This window comes from Bradyrhizobium ferriligni, assembly GCF_056837965.1.
Genome location: NZ_JBXEJO010000073.1, coordinates 34,634 through 50,153 on the forward strand (window position 1 = coordinate 34,634; position 15,520 = coordinate 50,153).

Here is a 15,520-nt window from a genome sequence, read left to right on the forward strand (position 1 = left end):
CTAAATATCCGTCGTCATTCGCGGCCCTGCGTGCCGAGCAGGCCATGCGGTCTGAGCACCAGCACGAGCGTCATCGCCGCGAACAGCATGACGTAGGCGTAACCGGGGTTGAACATCGAGGTGATGCTGATGATCTCGCCGGCGATCAGTCCGCCGAGGATGGCGCCGGGAAACGAGCCGACGCCGCCGATCACCACCACCACGAAGGTCTCGACCAGGATGTCGTCGCCGACACCCGGCGTCAGCGACACCACCGGCGCATTGATGATGCCGGCGAAGCCCGCGGCCATCGCGCCGATGCCGAACACGATCATGAAGACGCGGTAGACGTTGATGCCGAGCGAATCGACCATCACCGAATCCTCGATGCCGGCGCGCACGATCATGCCGAGCCGGGTGCGGTACAGGATCAGGAACAGCGCGCCGAGCGCGACCGCGACGATGCCGACGACCGCAAGCCGGTAGGTCGGGTAGAACAGGAAGCCGAGCGAGGTGATGCCCTGCAGCATCGCCGGCGGCGGCACCACCTGCGACTGGCTGGTGAAGATCAGCCGCACGATCTCGACGAAGCAGATGCCGAGGCCGAACGTGACCAGCAGCTGGTCCTCATGCGGGCGATGGTAGAAATGGCGGATGATGATCCGCTCCATCGCGACGCCGAGCAGCATCACGAACAGCGATCCCGCGATGACGGCGAGGATGAACGAGCCGGTGTAGGAATAGGCCACATATCCGGCGTAGCCGCCGATCATGAACATGGCGCCGTGGGCGAGGTTGAGCACCCCGAGCGTGCCGTAGATGATCGTCAATCCGGAGCTGATCAGCGCGAGCAGCGCGCCGAGCGCCAGCCCGTTGAAAAGTTGCGAGACGAAATTTGGCCAGTTGATCATGGCGCGCGTTCACTCAGCCGTTTATCTGGCCCGGTCGATGGAGGATGCGTTCCGAGAAAAGCGGCGCCGCGGGCCGGGTCGCCCCGCCCACGGCGCCGAGTCTTCCCACGTTAATCAGGTGTAGTCGCCGAGATGGCAGCCGAACGCATCCGGCTTCTGCATCAAGCCGTCGCCGGGGACGATCTCGATCACCTCGTAATAGTCCTCCTTGTTCTTCATCTCCTTTTCCATCTTGCCGCGGACGATGACGACGGGGCGGACGCACTGGTGATCCTCGGGGCGATAGTGGACGTCGCCGACCAGCGAAGGCAGCGTCTCGCCCTTCTCGTAGGCCTTGATGACGTCGGGCGGATAGAAGCTGCCGGCTTCCTCGACCATGCGGGCCCAGTGCGCGAAACTGACATAGGCGTTCTCGGCGCCCCATTCCGGCTTGTAGCCGTACTTCTTCTCGAAGGCCTCGTTGAACATCTTGGCCAGCGGATACTTGTCCTCGATGGTCCACCAATAATCGGTCGCGGCGTAGACGCCCTGCATCAGACCGCCGGTCTCGCGGGCGATGAACGGCACCTGGTAGGGCACCACGAGCTTCATCTTGTCGAGCACGCCGAACTGCTTGGCCTGCTGCGTCGACAGCACGGCGTCGTGACCCCAGTTGACGTTGATCAGCACGTCGGCGCCGGAGTTCGCGACGTTGAGCAGATAGGACGAATAGTCCGGCGCGCCGAGCGGCGAGACCTGGTTGGTGACGGTGGTCCAGCCCGCCTGGGCGAGGTAGTCCTGCATCGACTTGGTGACGGTGTGGCCGTAGGTGTAGTCGGGCGTGAGGTAGGCGGCCTTCTTGTTCTTGCCGAACTGCTTGATCAGCACCGGCGCGATCGCCGCCGCGGCGGTCTGGCCGAAGAAGTTCTGGCGGAAGCCGTAGCGCACGCAATCCTTGCCGGTGGTGTCGTTGGAGCCGGAAATGCCGCAGACGAAGATCACCTTCTCGCGCTGCGCCAGCTTGTTCAGCGCCACGGCGACCGCGCTCGACGTGCCGCCGGTGATCATCACCGCCTTGTTCTCGGAGATGAAGCGCTGCTGCGCCTGCACGGCCTCGTTCGGCTTCGCCGCGGAATCCGCGACGCCGAACTTCAGTTCCTTGCCGAGCACGCCCTTGCTGGTCTTCGGCGAGATCTTCTTGATCAGCTCGTGGCCGCTGTTGATGTGCTCGATCGCGAGCTGATAGCCCTTGAGCTCATCCTCGCCCTGCACCGCATAGGTGCCGGTGCGCGGCACCGAGATGCCGATGAATGCCGAAGAGCCCGACGTGCCCGCGGGATAGGTTCCGATCGCCGGATGGTCCTCGGCGAATGCCCGCGATGCGATCGAAGCCGGCAGCACGGTGCCGCCGATCAGGCCCGCGCCGGCTTGCAGCAAAGTGCGGCGCGAAACGTTCAGGGCGCTGCCCGGCCGAAAATCCTTGGTGCTCATCGCTCAGTATCCTCCAATTATATTGATTGTTGCCGCGCATGTTCACTCGTCGCCGGATCGGATCGATCGGCGGTACGATGCGCCGGCTGCAATCGAGCAGCCTGTCACAGCTACAATTCCCCACCGGCATATTTAGTCAATGTCACCTTTCGTCGAATCATATCGGCCTACGATAGAAATAATATCGTTCTACGATGTATCGAGGGTTTACCGACCGGGTGCGGGTCCTGTAAGTGAGGGAGCGATGATCCAGGAGCCTTCAAGTCGCACCGGAAACGCCGGAGAGCACGCCGTGACCGAGCACGGTCACGACGTGACCGAGCACGGTGGCGCCGAGCAATCGGGCAGCCTGAGCATCCGCGCGGTCAACGTCCTGAAGGAGCTGGCGGTCGAGCTGCTCGACGAAGTGCCGGCGAAGATGGGCTGGACGCCGTCGGACGATCTGCTGCGCCTGCTCACCGCGCGCCATCTCGCGACGGCGCGAAACTGCGGACGGCAAACCATGCGCGAGATCATCGATTGGGCCGAGACGCGCGGAATAACGATCCCGTCTCCGCATCACACCGGCAAGTCATTGTCGGAAGTCTGGGGCGATCTGGTCGCGCGGGCCTCGGCCGGACATCTCACCAAGAGCGAGATCACCGAGGCGCTGGAGAAATCCATCCGCCGCAGGAGCCCGCGGATTCCGGTCGCCTTCCAGATCGTGCTGCTGAAGATATTGAGCTCGACCTACGATCGCTGGCCGCAGCCCTGAGCTTGCCCGATCCCGCCGCTCGACCGTCAAACCGTTGAAAACATGAGTGGAAGGACGGCCGGTAGTATGGTGCGTCCGGCGCCGGCTTGATAGCGTTGCGCGGCATCTGCCGTCCGGCGGAGCGAGCCAGCAGCAGGACGATCGAATGCCGCAACCAAAGCAACGACGAGCGCCAGCCGGCGCAACGAAACGCAAGGCGGCGGCCGCGACGGTGGACTACCGGGCGCTGGCGCAGTTTCGCTACGAGTTGCGGAGGTTTCTCGCATTCAGCGAGGAGGGGGCCCGGAAGGCCGGAATGACGCCGCGACAGCACCAGGCGCTGCTCGGCATCAAGGGTTTCGTCGACCCCGGTCCGCCGACCGTCGGCGACATCGCCCGATTTCTGCTGATCCGGCATCACTCCGCCGTCGAGCTGATGAACCGCATGGCAAAGCTCGGGCTGGTCAGCCGCCTTGCCGATCCCGACGACGCGCGGCGGGTTCAGCTCAAGCTGACGGCAAAGGGAGAACAGAAGCTCCAGGCGGTTTCGAAGAAGAACATCGAGGAACTGCGCCGCGTCGCGAGCCCGGCGTTGCGCCGCTTGCTGAAGTCCTCGCCGTCTTCCGGAGAGGACTGAGCGTAGCATCCGCCGGCGCAAGCGGCGGCGCGCGTCAGGCCGCGGCGCCCTGCGCGGCGAGCTGTGCCGCCTGGTGCTCGGTGGTCAGCGCGTCGATCAATTCGCCGAGCGCTTCGCCCGCGATCACCTGCGGCAGCTTGTAGAGCGTCAGGTTGATGCGGTGGTCGGTGACGCGCCCTTGCGGGAAATTATAGGTGCGGATGCGCTCGGAGCGGTCGCCGGAGCCGACCTTCTCCTTGCGGTCGGCGGAGCGCGCCGCCTCGACGCGCTGGCGCTCGGCGTCATAGATGCGCGAGCGCAGGATGTTCATCGCCGACGCCCGGTTCTTGTGCTGCGAGCGGCTGTCCTGCATCATCACGACGATGCCGGTCGGCAGATGGGTGATGCGGATCGCCGATTCGGTCTTGTTGACGTGCTGGCCGCCGGCGCCGCCCGCGCGCATGGTCTCGATCCTCAAGTCGGTGTCCTTGATATCGACGTCGACGTCCTCGACCTCGGGCAGCACGGCGACCGTGGCGGCCGAGGTGTGGATGCGGCCCTGCGTCTCGGTGTCGGGCACGCGCTGCACGCGGTGCACGCCGGATTCGAATTTCAGCTTGGCGAATGCGCCGCGGCCCTGCACCTCGGCGATGATTTCCTTGTAGCCGCCGACGGTGCCTTCGCTCGCCGAGATCACCTCGACCTTCCAGCCCTGCAAGGACGCGAAGCGCTCATACATCCGGAACAGGTCGCCGGCGAACAGCGAGGCCTCGTCGCCGCCGGTGCCCGCGCGGATTTCCAGCATCACGTTGCGGTCGTCCATCGCGTCCTTCGGCAACAGCGCGATCCGGATCTGCTGCTCGAGCTCGCCGAGCCGCGCCTGCAGCGTTTCCAGCTCGGCTTCCGCCATGCTGCGCATTTCGGCGTCGGTCCCGGCATCCGCCAGCATCGCCTCGGTATCGGCGAGTTCGCTACGTGCGGAACGATAGAGCTTCACCGCGTCGATCAACGGGTTGAGCTCGGCGAGCTCGCGCGTGATCTGCACATAGCGCTCGGACTTGACCTCGCCGAGCAGCTCGGCCTCGAGCGAGGCATGATGGGCGAGCAGGACGTCGAGTTTGGCTTCGGGTAGCATGGCGGTATCTCGAATTGCGGAAGGTACGGAGGAGCGGCAGCGGCGACGGCAGCATCGCTACAAGGCCAGCCCCTCGGTTTCCGCAAACTTCGTCAGCGCCGCGCGGATCGAGACGCTGCCGACCGGCGCATCCAGCAGCGGATTGATCATCGCCTCGGCCTTCTTGGCATCGAGGTCGAGGATCAACGCCTTGACCGGGCCGTGCGCAGTTGCCGACAATGAAAGCGAACGGTAGCCGATGGCGATCAGCGCCAGCGCGCCGATCGGCTTCGAGGCCATCTCGCCGCACAGCGAGGCGGCCTTCTTCGCCGCCTTGGCCTTGCGCACGATGTCGCGCAGCGCGCGCAGGATCGGCGCCGACAGGATGTCGAAGCGTTCGGAGACCTTGGCATTGCCGCGGTCGACCGCGAACAGGAACTGGAACAGGTCGTTGGAGCCGACCGAGACGAAGTCGACCTTCTTCAGGAGCTCGTCGAGCTGGTAGAGCAGCGCCGGCACCTCGACCATGGTGCCGATATCGATCCGCTCGGGCAACGAATGGCCGTGCTGGCGCAGATAGGTCAGCTCGCGCTCGACGATCGCCTTGGCCTGGTCGAACTCGGCGATGTCCGAGATCATCGGGAACATGATCTTCAGCGCGCGGCCGCCGCCGGCACGCAGCAGCGCGCGGATCTGGCCGCGCAAAAGGCCGGGACGGTCGAGGCCGAGCCGGATCGCGCGCCAGCCGAGCGCGGGATTTTCCTCGATCACGGTCTCCATATAGGGCAGCGCCTTGTCGCCGCCGATGTCGAGCGTGCGGAAGGTGACGGGTTTGCTGCCGGCGGCGTCGAGCACGGTGCGGTACAGCGCGAGCTGGTCGCTCGAGCGCGGCAGGTTCGGGCTCACCATGAACTGCAATTCGGTGCGGAACAGGCCGATGCCGGCGCTGCCGGTGTCGTCGATATGCGGCAGGTCGATGGTCAGGCCGGCATTGATCAAAAGCTCGATCGGCTGGCCGTCCTTGGTCACGCAGGCCTTGTCGCGCAGCGCCGAATATTGCGCCTGCCGCCGCGCCCGGAACCGGACGCGCTCGGCATAGGCGGATTCGATCTCGGTCGAGGGGCGGACATAGATCTCGCCGGAAATGCCGTCGACGATGATGGCATCGCCCGGATCGGCGATGCCGGGCGCGTTCGGTACCTCGCCGACCGCGGGAATGCCGAGCGCGCGCGCCACGATCGAGACGTGGGAATTCGCGGTGCCTTCCTCCAGCACCAGGCCGCGCAGCCGCTTGCGGTCATAGTCGAGCAGCGCCGCGGGGCCCATCGCGCGGGCGATCAGGATGGCGTTGTCGGGCAGCTGCTCGCGCGAGGGCGCATGGTCCTGGCCGACCAGCTGCCGCATCAGGCGATGGCCGAGATCCTCGAGGTCGTGCAGGCGGTCGCGCAGATAGGGATCGGTCGAGCGCAGCATGCGCGCGCGGGTGTCGGACTGCACGCGCTCGACGGCGGCTTCCGCGGTGAGGCCGGTGGCGACCGCCTCATGCAGCTTGTGCGACCAGCCCTGGTCGTTGGCGAACATGCGGTAGGCTTCCAGCACCTCGCGGTGCTCGCCGCCGTCGGCGACATCGCCGCGCTCCAGCATGCGGTCGAGATCGGCGCGCAAATTGGCGAGCGCGGTGTCGAGCCGCTTGATCTCCTTCGGCAGATCCTCGGCGATGTAGTTGGTGATGACGACGCGCGGCTCGTGCAGCACGACATGGCCGAGCGCGATGCCGTCGGAGAGCACCGCGCCGGTCTTGTGCAGCGAGTGCCGCGCGGCGGGCTCGGCGCCGGGCTGCGCCAGCGCGGCAAGCTCGCCGGAGGCGATCATCTCCGCCAGCACCATGGCGGTGGTCTGCAGCGCCTCGACCTCTTCCTCGACATAGGTGCGCTTGGCGCGGTTCTGCACCACGAGCACGCCGAGCGTGTTGCCGGCGCGCAGGATCGGCACGCCGAGGAACGAGTGGTAGGCCTCTTCGCCGGTCTCCGGGCGGTAGGCGAAAGCCGGATGGCTCTGCGCGTCGGACAGATTGAGCGGCGTCGCCTCGCTGGCGACGAGGCCGACCAGGCCTTCATGCGCGCTCATCACGGTGCGGTGGACGGCGTCGCGGTTCAGACCTTCGGTGGCATAGAGCTCGAGGGTGTTGTCGATGCGCAGCACGTAGCAGGAGCAGACCTCGGCCACCATGTTGGCCGCGATCAGCACCACGATCTTGTCGAGCCGCTCCTGGGCGGAGACTTGCTCCGCCATGGTCTCGCGAAGCCGTCTCAACAGGATGCGGGGGCCTCCCGACGCGCTCCGCATGTGTTTCAGTCCCTCCCCACGAAGCCGGCGCACCGGTGCGGCCGGCCGCTGGCGCAAAACTCGTCAAAAACAACAATTTTAGTCATTCGGTGTCGCCGCTCGCCAGTTCCCGCCGATTCGCGATCACCGAAACTGTGCCACAGTTTGCGACAGCCTACCTGACTGGCCGTATAGCCAATCGAGGCTTGCTTTGCCAAGCAAAACGCCTGCCAGTAGCAAATAACGTCTGCGTCAGCCCAATGCTGCGCCCGCTAAGAGAAATTCTAACTCCGGGGTGAGGCTGGCGAGACCCTCTTCCCTTCTCCCCCTGTGGGAGAAGGTGTCCGTAGGCGGCCCACGGGCCGCCGTACCTGGAAGACGCCGATGCTGCGCATCGGCTATGCGAAGTCCGCGACGGATGAGGGGGCTCTATCCGCGGAGATAGACCCTCACCCCGCTTCGCTGCGCGAAGCGATCCTCCCCCACAGGGGGAGAGGGTTCCCCGTAATATTTACGCCTGGTCCAGGCCGTACAGCGTGTGCAGCGTGCGGACCGCGAGCTCGGTGTAGGCGGCGTCGATCAGGACCGAGAACTTGATCTCGGAGGTGGTGATGGCGCGGATGTTGATGTTGCGGTCGGCCAGCGCCTTGAACCCCTTGGCCGCGACGCCGGCATGGCTGCGCATGCCGCTGCCGATCACCGAGACCTTGGCGACGTCGGTCGCAGTATCGAGCCTGGCGTAGCCGATCTTGGCCTTGGCGGCGGTAATCGTGTCCTTGGCGCGGTTATAGTCGCCGGCCGGAACGGTGAAGGTGAGGTCGGTGGTCTTGCCGTCCTCGGACACGTTCTGCACGATCATGTCGACATTGATGTTGGCATCCGCGAGCGGCCCGAAGATCGCGGCGGCGACGCCGGGCTTGTCCTCGATCTGGCGCACGGAAATCTGGGCTTCGTCCTTGGAGAAGGCGATGCCGGTGACGACGTGCATTTCCATGATTTCCTCCTCGCTGCAGATCAGCGTGCCCGGCGGCTGGTTGGCGTGCGGGTCGATATCCTCTGGCTTGTCGAAGCTGGAGCGCACGAAGATCGGCATGTTGTGCACCATGCCGAGTTCCACCGAGCGAACCTGCAGCACCTTGGCGCCCTGCGAGGCCAGTTCCAGCATGTCCTCGAAGGCGATCTTGTCGAGTCGGCGCGCCTTCGGCACCACGCGGGGATCGGTAGTGTAGACGCCGTCGACGTCGGTGTAGATGTCGCAGCGGTCGGCGCGCAGCGCGGCGGCGATCGCCACCGCCGAGGTGTCCGAGCCGCCGCGGCCGAGCGTGGTGATGCGGCTGGTGTCGGGATTGATGCCCTGGAAGCCGGCGATCACGGCGACTTCCTTGCGCTCCTTGAAGCGGGTGATGATCTCGGTGCCGTCGATATCGAGGATGCGCGCCGAGGCATGCGCCTCCGAGGTCTTGATCGGGATCTGCCAGCCCTGCCAGGAGCGCGCCTGGATGCCGATGCCCTGCAGCACGATCGCGAGCAGGCCCGAGGTGACCTGTTCGCCGGAGGCGACCACCGCGTCATATTCGCGCGCGTCGTGCATCGGCGAGGCATCGGTGCACCAGGCCACCAGCTCATTGGTCTTGCCGGACATCGCGGAGACGACGACGGCGACCTCGTGGCCCGCGTCGACCTCGCGCTTCACATGCTGCGCGACGTTGCGGATACGATCGATATTGGCGACGGACGTACCGCCGAATTTCATCACGAGGCGGCCCATGACGACGCGTCTATTCCTTTAAGAGGATAAGTAGGTTAACCCACGCCGAAAACCGCAAGCGCGGGGACCGAAACGCGCGTATACATAGCGCCGCGCCCGGGGGCAAGCCGGTAGGTAGGGGGCCCTCGAGTGTCTTTTGGGGGTGTTTTGACCGGTTGCGGGCGGGTTGTGGCGCACGGGTAACACGGGACAACTCGAAGGCGGATTGGATGGGACGTTATATCGACGAGATCCTGCAGCCTGGCGAGAAGGTGCTGTATTCCACCAATGCGCACTGGATGTTCTATTTGCCGGCGATCGGGGCCTGGATCGTGGTGCTGGCGCTCTTGATCCTGTCGCGGATGACGACGGTCGACGGCCTCGTGATGGCCTGCCTGGCGGCCGCCGCCGTGGTCGCGGTCGCGGCGCTGTACTGGACCGCCGCGGCCTGGTTCCACCGCTGGACCACCGAAACCGACGTCACCAATTTCCGCGTGGTGCACAAGAGCGGCTTCATCAAGCGGCGCACCTTCGAGATGAGCCTCGACAAGGTCGAGAGCGTCGACGTCAACCAGAGCATCATGGGGCGCCTGCTCAATTATGGCGACGTCACCATCCGCGGCGTCGGCGAGGGCATCGAGACCATCAAGACCATCGCCGCGCCGCTGTCGTTCCGCAATTCGATCACCGCGCGATAGGGGCGCGCGCAATCATGGCCACGCAATCAACTCTTTCCAGTTCCTCCGCCGGTTTCTCCGCCAATGCCTCCGCCAGCTCGGTCGATCCGGCCGAGGTCGCGAAATTTTCAAAGCTGTCCGATGAATGGTGGGATCCGCGCGGCAAGATGGCGCCGCTGCACAAGATCAACCCGCTGCGCCTGACCTATATCCGCGACGCCGCCTGCCGCAAGTTCGAGCGCAACGCCAAGAGCCTCAACTGCCTGTCCGGCCTGCGCCTGCTCGATATCGGCTGCGGCGCCGGCCTGTTGTGCGAGCCGTTCACGCGGCTCGGGGCCCAGGTGATCGGGATCGATCCTTCCGCCACCAACATTGCCGCCGCGAAGCTGCACGCCGACAAGGGCCATCTGTCGATCGACTACCGCTGCACCACGGTGGAGGAGATGGACGCCCGCGAGCGCTTCGACATCGTGCTGGCGATGGAGGTGGTCGAGCACGTCGTCGACGTCGGCGCCTTCATCAAGCGCTGCGCGGTCATGCTCAAGCCCGGCGGGCTGATGGTGGTCTCGACCCTGAACCGCAACTGGAAGAGCTTCGCGCTGGCGATCGTCGGCGCCGAATACGTGCTGCGCTGGCTGCCGCGCGGCACCCATGAGTGGAGCAAGTTCGTCACCCCCGCCGAGCTCGAACGTTATCTCGGCGACGTCAACCTCACCGTCACCGAACAGGCCGGCGTGGTCTACAACCCGCTCGCCGACAAGTGGTCCGTCTCGACCGACATGGACGTGAACTACATGGTGGTGGCGGAAGAGGTGTGAGTTAGATTACCATGGTCTCGGCCACACAATAGGTGTCGTCCCTGCGAAAGCAGGGACCCATAACCACCGGCCGACGTTGCTGAGCGCGATCTGAGTTCAGGACGCGTTCTGCTCTACATCTCGCCAAAGCTGACCGGCGTTACGGCCCGTTCAATCATCGTGCCCCAAACCACTTCCTGTGGTTATGGGTCCCTGCTTTCGCAGGGACGACAGGGAGTTTGCGGACATCGCGCAATCCAGTCATGCGCCCACTCGGTTGACCGCATCAGCGGCAATCGGCACGTTGTGCGTGTCCTCCCGCCGGCATGCTTTCCTTATCCCCCATGTTCACGATCGCCTCGCTCTGGATTCCCTTCACCATCGTCGCCGCGTTCGGGCAGGTGGCGCGCAATGCGATGCAGCGGCATCTGACCGGGCCGCTCGGGACCTGGGGCGCGACCAATATCCGTTTCCTGTTCGGCCTGCCGTTCTCGGTGGTGTTCTTCGCGCTGGCGGTGCTGCTGACCGGCGATCGCGTGCCGTGGCCGGCGGCGGCGTTCTGGCCGTGGCTGGTGACCGGCGCGCTGAGCCAGATCGTCGGCACCGGCTTCATGCTGCTGGCGATGAACGACCGCTCCTTCGTGGTCACCACGGCCTACATGAAGACCGAGGCGATCCAGACCGCGATCTTCGGCTTCATCTTCCTCGGCGACCATCTCACGACCCTCAAAGTAATCGCGATCGTGGTCGCCACCATCGGCGTCGTCATCACCGCGCTGCGGCCCGGCGGTCAAAAGAGCTTTGCCGATCTGCGGCCGACCGTGCTCGGCCTCGGCGCCGCTGCGGTGTTCGCGATCTCGGCGGTGAGCTTCCGCGGCGCCATCATTGCCGTGCCGGACGTCTCGTTTGTGACGGCGGCCTCCTACACGCTGATGTGGAGTCTGTTCGTCCAGACGCTGATCCTGTCGGTCTATCTGTTGCTGCGCGCGCCCGACGTGCTGCGAAAAATCCTCGGCCTGTGGCGGCCCTCGATGTTCGCGGGCTTCATGGGAGCATTCTCGTCGCAATTCTGGTTCCTGGCGTTCGCGCTCACCGCCGCCGCCAACGTGCGCACGCTGGCGCTGATCGAGGTACTGTTCGCGCAGGGCGTGGCGTATTTCTCGCTCAAGCAGCCGTTCTCGCTGCGCGAGGTGTTCGGCATCGTCCTGATCGTGATCGGCGTCGCGCTCTTGATCGCAGCGTAGCCTCTTGGTTTGACGCGTTGTCTTCACGCGAACCGGTGCCCACTTCGCTCGAAAACGCTATCAGCCCTTTACGGCAACCAGCACCGCGCCTGCCGAGATCAGCGCGATCCCGATCCAGCCATAGGCCGTGGGGCGTTCGCCGAGAAAGACCGCGCCGAACAGCGCGACCAGCACCACGCTCAGTTTGTCGATCGGCGCGACCAGCGTCGCCGGCCCGAGCTTGAGCGCGCGGAAATAGCAGATCCACGACGCGCCGGTGCCAAGCCCGGACAGCAGCAGGAACAGCCAGCTCTTGCCCGAGATCGGCCCGGACTGGGTGAATTGCCCTGTCGCGAACAGGATGGCCGACAGCGTGATCAGCACGATCACGGTGCGGATCAGGGTGGCGAGGTCGGAGTTGATGCCCTCGACGCCGACCTTGGCGAAGATCGCGGTCAGCGCGGCGAAGACGGCGGAAAGAAACGCCCAGATCTGCCAGGTCGAGGTCAATTCCGGTCTTCCGGCAGCGTCGGGAGCGGCGAGACCTCGACACCCTCATCGATCAGCGCGCGCGCCTCTTCGGGCGAGGCCTCGCCGTAGATCGGCCGATGCTCGATATCGCCGTAATGCATCTTGCGCGCCTCGTTCGGGAAGCGCTCGCCGACATTGTCCGCGTTTTTCACGATATGATCGCGCAGTTCCTTCAGCTTGCTGCGCAGCTCGCGCTCCTGCGCCATCATCAGCGACGTCGATTCGTTAGGCGTCGCCTCGACGGGGGCGGCCGGCGCCGGCTGAGCCGGTTCGCGGCCCTTCTTGCTGACGACCTGCGGTGCCATGATCGCGCGCTCGATCTTGTCAGAGCCGCAGGACGGGCAATCGATCAGGTGACGCCGCTCCTGCGATTCATAGGCCGAGGAGCTCTGGAACCAGCTCTCGAACTGGTGGCCGCGCTCGCAGCGCAGCGTGTAGCGGATCATGCCGAACCCCGGACGAGGTGCAGATGTTCCGGGCCGGCCTTGGGGTCGGCGATGCCGAAACGCCTGCCATGCTGCAGCGAGGGAATGGTCTTGCGCGCGGTCTCGACCTTGGCCGGATCGATCTCGGCCAGGAACACGCCCGGCTCGACGCCGCCCTCGGCGAGGATCTCGCCCCAGGGGTCGATGATCAGCGAATGGCCGAAGGTCTCGCGCTTGTTCTCATGCAGGCCGGCCTGCGCCGCCGCGAACACGAAGCAGCCGGTCTCGATGGCGCGGGCGCGCAGCAGCGTGTGCCAATGCGCTTCGCCGGTCTTGCGGGTGAAGGCGGACGGCACGGTGAGGAACGATGCACCGGCCTCGGCCAGCGCGCGATACAGTGCCGGGAAGCGCACGTCGTAGCAGATCGTCAGTCCGATCCGGCCCCAGGGCAGATCGGAGATCACGGCGGTCTCGCCGGGCTGGTAATTGGCCGATTCGCGGTAGCTTTCGCCGCCCGGCAGATCGATATCGAACATATGGATCTTGTCGTAGCTCGCGAGCAGATTGCCCTCGGGCCCGATCAGGAACGAACGGTTGACCGCCTTCTCCGGCGAGTAGCGCAGCGCCAGCGAGCCGATATGCAGATGGATCTTCAGTTCGGCCGCGAGCGCGCGATACGCCTTCAGCGACTTGTCGTCCTCTTCGCTCGCCAAATGCTCGAACAGCGCCTTGCGGTTCAGCTGCATCATGTTGCTGACCTCGGGGGTCAGTACATATTTGGCACCTTGCGCCGCCGCCTCGCGGATCAGCCGCGTGCCCTGCTCCAGGCTCGGCTCCGGCAAGAGGCCGGTGCGCATCTGCACCATGGCGGCGGTGAAAATGTTCTCCGTCATCAGGCGCCGCCTCCGTTGCTGAGCAGGCCGTCGAGCTTGCCCTCGCGGTCGAGTGCGTAGAGCTCGTCGCAGCCGCCGACATGGGTCTTGCCGATGAAGATCTGCGGGAAGGTCGAGCCGGCACCGGCGCGACCGTACATCTCGTCGCGATAGCCCGGGTTGCTGGCGACGTTCAATTCGGTGAACGCGGCGTTCTTGCGCGTCAAAAGCGATTTGGCCGCGGTGCAATAACCGCAGCCCGGGCGGGTGTAGATTTCAATGGCAGCGGTCATGGTGCGCTCGGTTGAACCAGAATGTCAGATTATATGGGAGCGCGGTGGGTATCGACAACCCGGGCAAACACCAGCACGTCGACCTGCGCGGCTTTGGCGCGGAGCAGCGCCCGCGCGCAGGCATCCACTCTCGCGCCCGAGGTCAGGACGTCGTCGATCAGGATCACGCGGCGGCCCTGGACGTCAGCCTTGCGTTCATCGGCGACCCCGAATGCACCCTGGACATTGCTGGCGCGATCCTTGCGTGACTGCCCGATCTGCTGCTCGGTGGCGCGGATGCGCCGCAGCGCTTCGGCAGCCATTTTGACGCCGCTCTGGCGCGCGATCACCTTGGCGAGCGCCCCGGACTGGTTGTAGCGCCGGCTCCAGCCGCGCCGCCAGTGCAGAGGAACCGGAACCAGCAGATCGGCGTCGCGGAGCAATTCCTTCCCCGCCCGCGCCATCCAGCGACCCATTGTCGGCGCCAGATCGGTGCGATCCTGGTATTTCAATGCGTGCACCAGCGTGCGCGCGACGTCGTCGTAGCGCACCGCGGCGCGGGCTCTGCTGTAGGCCGGCGGATTGGCGATCGCCTCCATCGACAGCAGCTCGGGACCGGGATCGTAGACAAAGGGAATCCCGAGTCGCGGGCAGAACGGCGGCGCGATGAACGACAATCTGGCCCAGCAGGCCGCGCACACCCCCTCGCCATCGACCGGCTCACGGCACGAAACGCATAGCGTCGGCAGCGCGATATCGAGCGCCAGCCGCGCGGTGCGCAGCCACGCACCCCCGACCACGCCAAGCGCGCGCTGGACGTGTCCGGTAATGGAGCGTGTCGGTGATGCCTCGGCGTCCATGGCGGGCGAGGCTAGCGTTTGAGCAACGCGGGCTCAAGGCGTTGCCTGCGGCGGCGGTCCGGCGTAACCAGCGGCATGGCAACGCCCCCGCCCTCAGCCCCCATCCTGTTCGATCGCGCCTTGCTCGGTGCGCGGCTGGCGCGCGCGCGGCGCGAGGGGGCGGCGACATTCCTGCTCGAGCGTGCCACCGAGGACATGGCGGACCGCTTGCTGGCGGTGTCGCGCAGCTTTTCGGCGGCGGCCGACGTCTGGACGCCGGGTAACGGGCTCGCGGACGCCCTGCGCGGACGTGTCGCCGCGGTCGATGCGATCGGATTCAGCGAGGCGGAATCGCTCGGCCTGCCGCCGGAGTCGCTCGATCTTGTGGTCTCCGCGCTCGCCTTCCAGTTCGTCAATGATCTGCCGGGCGTGCTGGCGCAGCTCCGCCGGGCGCTGAAGCCGGACGGGCTGCTGCTCGCTTCGATGCTCGGCGGCGATACGCTGACTGAGCTGCGGCAGAGCTTTGCCGCGGCGGAGGCGGAGTGCGAGGGCGGGGCCTCGCCGCGCGTCGCACCGTTCGCCGATCTGCGCGATATCGGCGCGCTGTTGCAGCGGGCCGGCTTCGCGCTTCCGGTCACCGACGTCGACCGCGTCGTGGTGCGCTATGCCAGCGCGTTCGCGCTGATGGCTGATCTCAGGCGCATGGGCGCGACCAATGTGCTGCGCGAGCGCCGTCACACCTTAACCCGCCGCGCCACCATGCTGCGGATGGCGCAGATCTACGGCGAGCGCTTCGCCGATCCCGACGGCCGCATCCGCGCCACCTTCGACATCGTCTGGCTCTCCGGCTGGGCGCCGCATGAAAGCCAGCCGAAGCCGCTCAAGCCCGGCTCGGCGAAAGCGAGCCTTGAGGCGGCGGTGAAGGGGACGAAGCGTTAGGGACGCACGATGCAAGGGCTCCCTCTCCCGCTTGCGGGGGAGGGTTGGGG

The 15,520-nt window shown here is 65.8% G+C and carries 16 protein-coding genes; 6 read left to right on the plus strand and 10 right to left on the minus strand.

What is annotated here, in order from left to right; translation table 11 throughout:
* Nucleotides 1-14: 14 nt before the first annotated feature.
* Both AC1VNY_RS33600 and AC1VNY_RS33605 read right to left on the minus strand, forming a co-directional pair.
* Nucleotides 15-890, minus strand: coding sequence for a branched-chain amino acid ABC transporter permease (locus AC1VNY_RS33600; protein ID WP_482408392.1), 876 nt, complete (start codon nucleotides 888-890; stop codon nucleotides 15-17).
* A 114-nt stretch (nucleotides 891-1,004) separates the two neighbouring features.
* The gene (locus AC1VNY_RS33605; RefSeq protein ID WP_482408393.1) at nucleotides 1,005-2,360 is read right to left on the minus strand and encodes a substrate-binding protein; all 1,356 of its coding nucleotides are present in this window, start codon (nucleotides 2,358-2,360) and stop codon (nucleotides 1,005-1,007) included.
* Nucleotides 2,361-2,652: 292 nt separating this feature from the next.
* Here AC1VNY_RS33605 and AC1VNY_RS33610 point away from each other — a divergent pair, with 292 nt between their 5' ends.
* Nucleotides 2,653-3,114, plus strand: a complete 462-nt coding sequence (locus tag AC1VNY_RS33610; protein ID WP_482408394.1) for a hypothetical protein — start codon at nucleotides 2,653-2,655, stop codon at nucleotides 3,112-3,114.
* A gap of 145 nt (nucleotides 3,115-3,259) precedes the next feature.
* On the plus strand, nucleotides 3,260-3,730 hold the full coding sequence (locus AC1VNY_RS33615; protein WP_283065749.1) for a MarR family winged helix-turn-helix transcriptional regulator: 471 nt from the start codon (nucleotides 3,260-3,262) through the stop codon (nucleotides 3,728-3,730).
* Between the two features lie 34 nt (nucleotides 3,731-3,764).
* Here AC1VNY_RS33615 and prfA read toward each other — a convergent pair whose 3' ends face one another.
* The 3 genes from prfA to AC1VNY_RS33630 all read right to left on the minus strand — a co-directional run bounded on the left by prfA (nucleotide 3,765) and on the right by AC1VNY_RS33630 (nucleotide 8,916).
* Nucleotides 3,765-4,844 (minus strand): peptide chain release factor 1, encoded by a 1,080-nt coding sequence (gene prfA, locus AC1VNY_RS33620; protein ID WP_018269196.1) that lies wholly within the window; start codon nucleotides 4,842-4,844, stop codon nucleotides 3,765-3,767.
* 57 nt (nucleotides 4,845-4,901) lie between these two features.
* On the minus strand, nucleotides 4,902-7,169 hold the full coding sequence (gene ptsP / locus AC1VNY_RS33625; protein ID WP_028343590.1) for a phosphoenolpyruvate--protein phosphotransferase: 2,268 nt from the start codon (nucleotides 7,167-7,169) through the stop codon (nucleotides 4,902-4,904).
* A gap of 490 nt (nucleotides 7,170-7,659) precedes the next feature.
* Nucleotides 7,660-8,916: an aspartate kinase gene (locus tag AC1VNY_RS33630; protein ID WP_482408395.1), complete on the minus strand. Its 1,257-nt coding sequence runs from the start codon at nucleotides 8,914-8,916 to the stop codon at nucleotides 7,660-7,662.
* Between the two features lie 209 nt (nucleotides 8,917-9,125).
* Here AC1VNY_RS33630 and AC1VNY_RS33635 point away from each other — a divergent pair, with 209 nt between their 5' ends.
* The 3 genes from AC1VNY_RS33635 to AC1VNY_RS33645 all read left to right on the plus strand — a co-directional run bounded on the left by AC1VNY_RS33635 (nucleotide 9,126) and on the right by AC1VNY_RS33645 (nucleotide 11,613).
* On the plus strand, nucleotides 9,126-9,593 hold the full coding sequence (locus AC1VNY_RS33635; RefSeq protein WP_482408396.1) for a PH domain-containing protein: 468 nt from the start codon (nucleotides 9,126-9,128) through the stop codon (nucleotides 9,591-9,593).
* Between the two features lie 14 nt (nucleotides 9,594-9,607).
* Nucleotides 9,608-10,390, plus strand: coding sequence for a bifunctional 2-polyprenyl-6-hydroxyphenol methylase/3-demethylubiquinol 3-O-methyltransferase UbiG (gene ubiG / locus AC1VNY_RS33640; protein ID WP_482408397.1), 783 nt, complete (start codon nucleotides 9,608-9,610; stop codon nucleotides 10,388-10,390).
* A gap of 323 nt (nucleotides 10,391-10,713) precedes the next feature.
* The gene (locus AC1VNY_RS33645) at nucleotides 10,714-11,613 is read left to right on the plus strand and encodes an EamA family transporter (protein ID WP_482408398.1); all 900 of its coding nucleotides are present in this window, start codon (nucleotides 10,714-10,716) and stop codon (nucleotides 11,611-11,613) included.
* Between the two features lie 60 nt (nucleotides 11,614-11,673).
* Here AC1VNY_RS33645 and AC1VNY_RS33650 read toward each other — a convergent pair whose 3' ends face one another.
* The 5 genes from AC1VNY_RS33650 to AC1VNY_RS33670 are packed head-to-tail and all read right to left on the minus strand — an operon-like array spanning nucleotide 11,674 to nucleotide 14,552.
* A complete protein-coding gene (locus tag AC1VNY_RS33650; RefSeq protein WP_482408399.1) occupies nucleotides 11,674-12,102 on the minus strand; it encodes an EamA family transporter in 429 nt (142 codons plus the stop codon).
* Complete coding sequence (locus AC1VNY_RS33655; RefSeq protein ID WP_482408400.1) at nucleotides 12,099-12,569, minus strand: DUF1178 family protein; 471 nt, start codon at nucleotides 12,567-12,569, stop codon at nucleotides 12,099-12,101. Before AC1VNY_RS33655 ends, AC1VNY_RS33650 begins: the two co-directional genes overlap by 4 nt.
* Nucleotides 12,566-13,441: a carbon-nitrogen hydrolase family protein gene (locus tag AC1VNY_RS33660; protein ID WP_482408401.1), complete on the minus strand. Its 876-nt coding sequence runs from the start codon at nucleotides 13,439-13,441 to the stop codon at nucleotides 12,566-12,568. Before AC1VNY_RS33660 ends, AC1VNY_RS33655 begins: the two co-directional genes overlap by 4 nt.
* Nucleotides 13,441-13,713: a glutaredoxin 3 gene (gene grxC, locus AC1VNY_RS33665; RefSeq protein WP_482408402.1), complete on the minus strand. Its 273-nt coding sequence runs from the start codon at nucleotides 13,711-13,713 to the stop codon at nucleotides 13,441-13,443. The genes AC1VNY_RS33660 and grxC overlap by 1 nt, the downstream gene beginning before the upstream one ends.
* Before the next feature lie 29 nt (nucleotides 13,714-13,742).
* On the minus strand, nucleotides 13,743-14,552 hold the full coding sequence (locus tag AC1VNY_RS33670; protein WP_482408403.1) for a ComF family protein: 810 nt from the start codon (nucleotides 14,550-14,552) through the stop codon (nucleotides 13,743-13,745).
* 75 nt (nucleotides 14,553-14,627) lie between these two features.
* Here AC1VNY_RS33670 and AC1VNY_RS33675 point away from each other — a divergent pair, with 75 nt between their 5' ends.
* Nucleotides 14,628-15,470, plus strand: a complete 843-nt coding sequence (locus AC1VNY_RS33675; protein ID WP_482408404.1) for a methyltransferase domain-containing protein — start codon at nucleotides 14,628-14,630, stop codon at nucleotides 15,468-15,470.
* Nucleotides 15,471-15,520 lie beyond the last annotated feature (50 nt).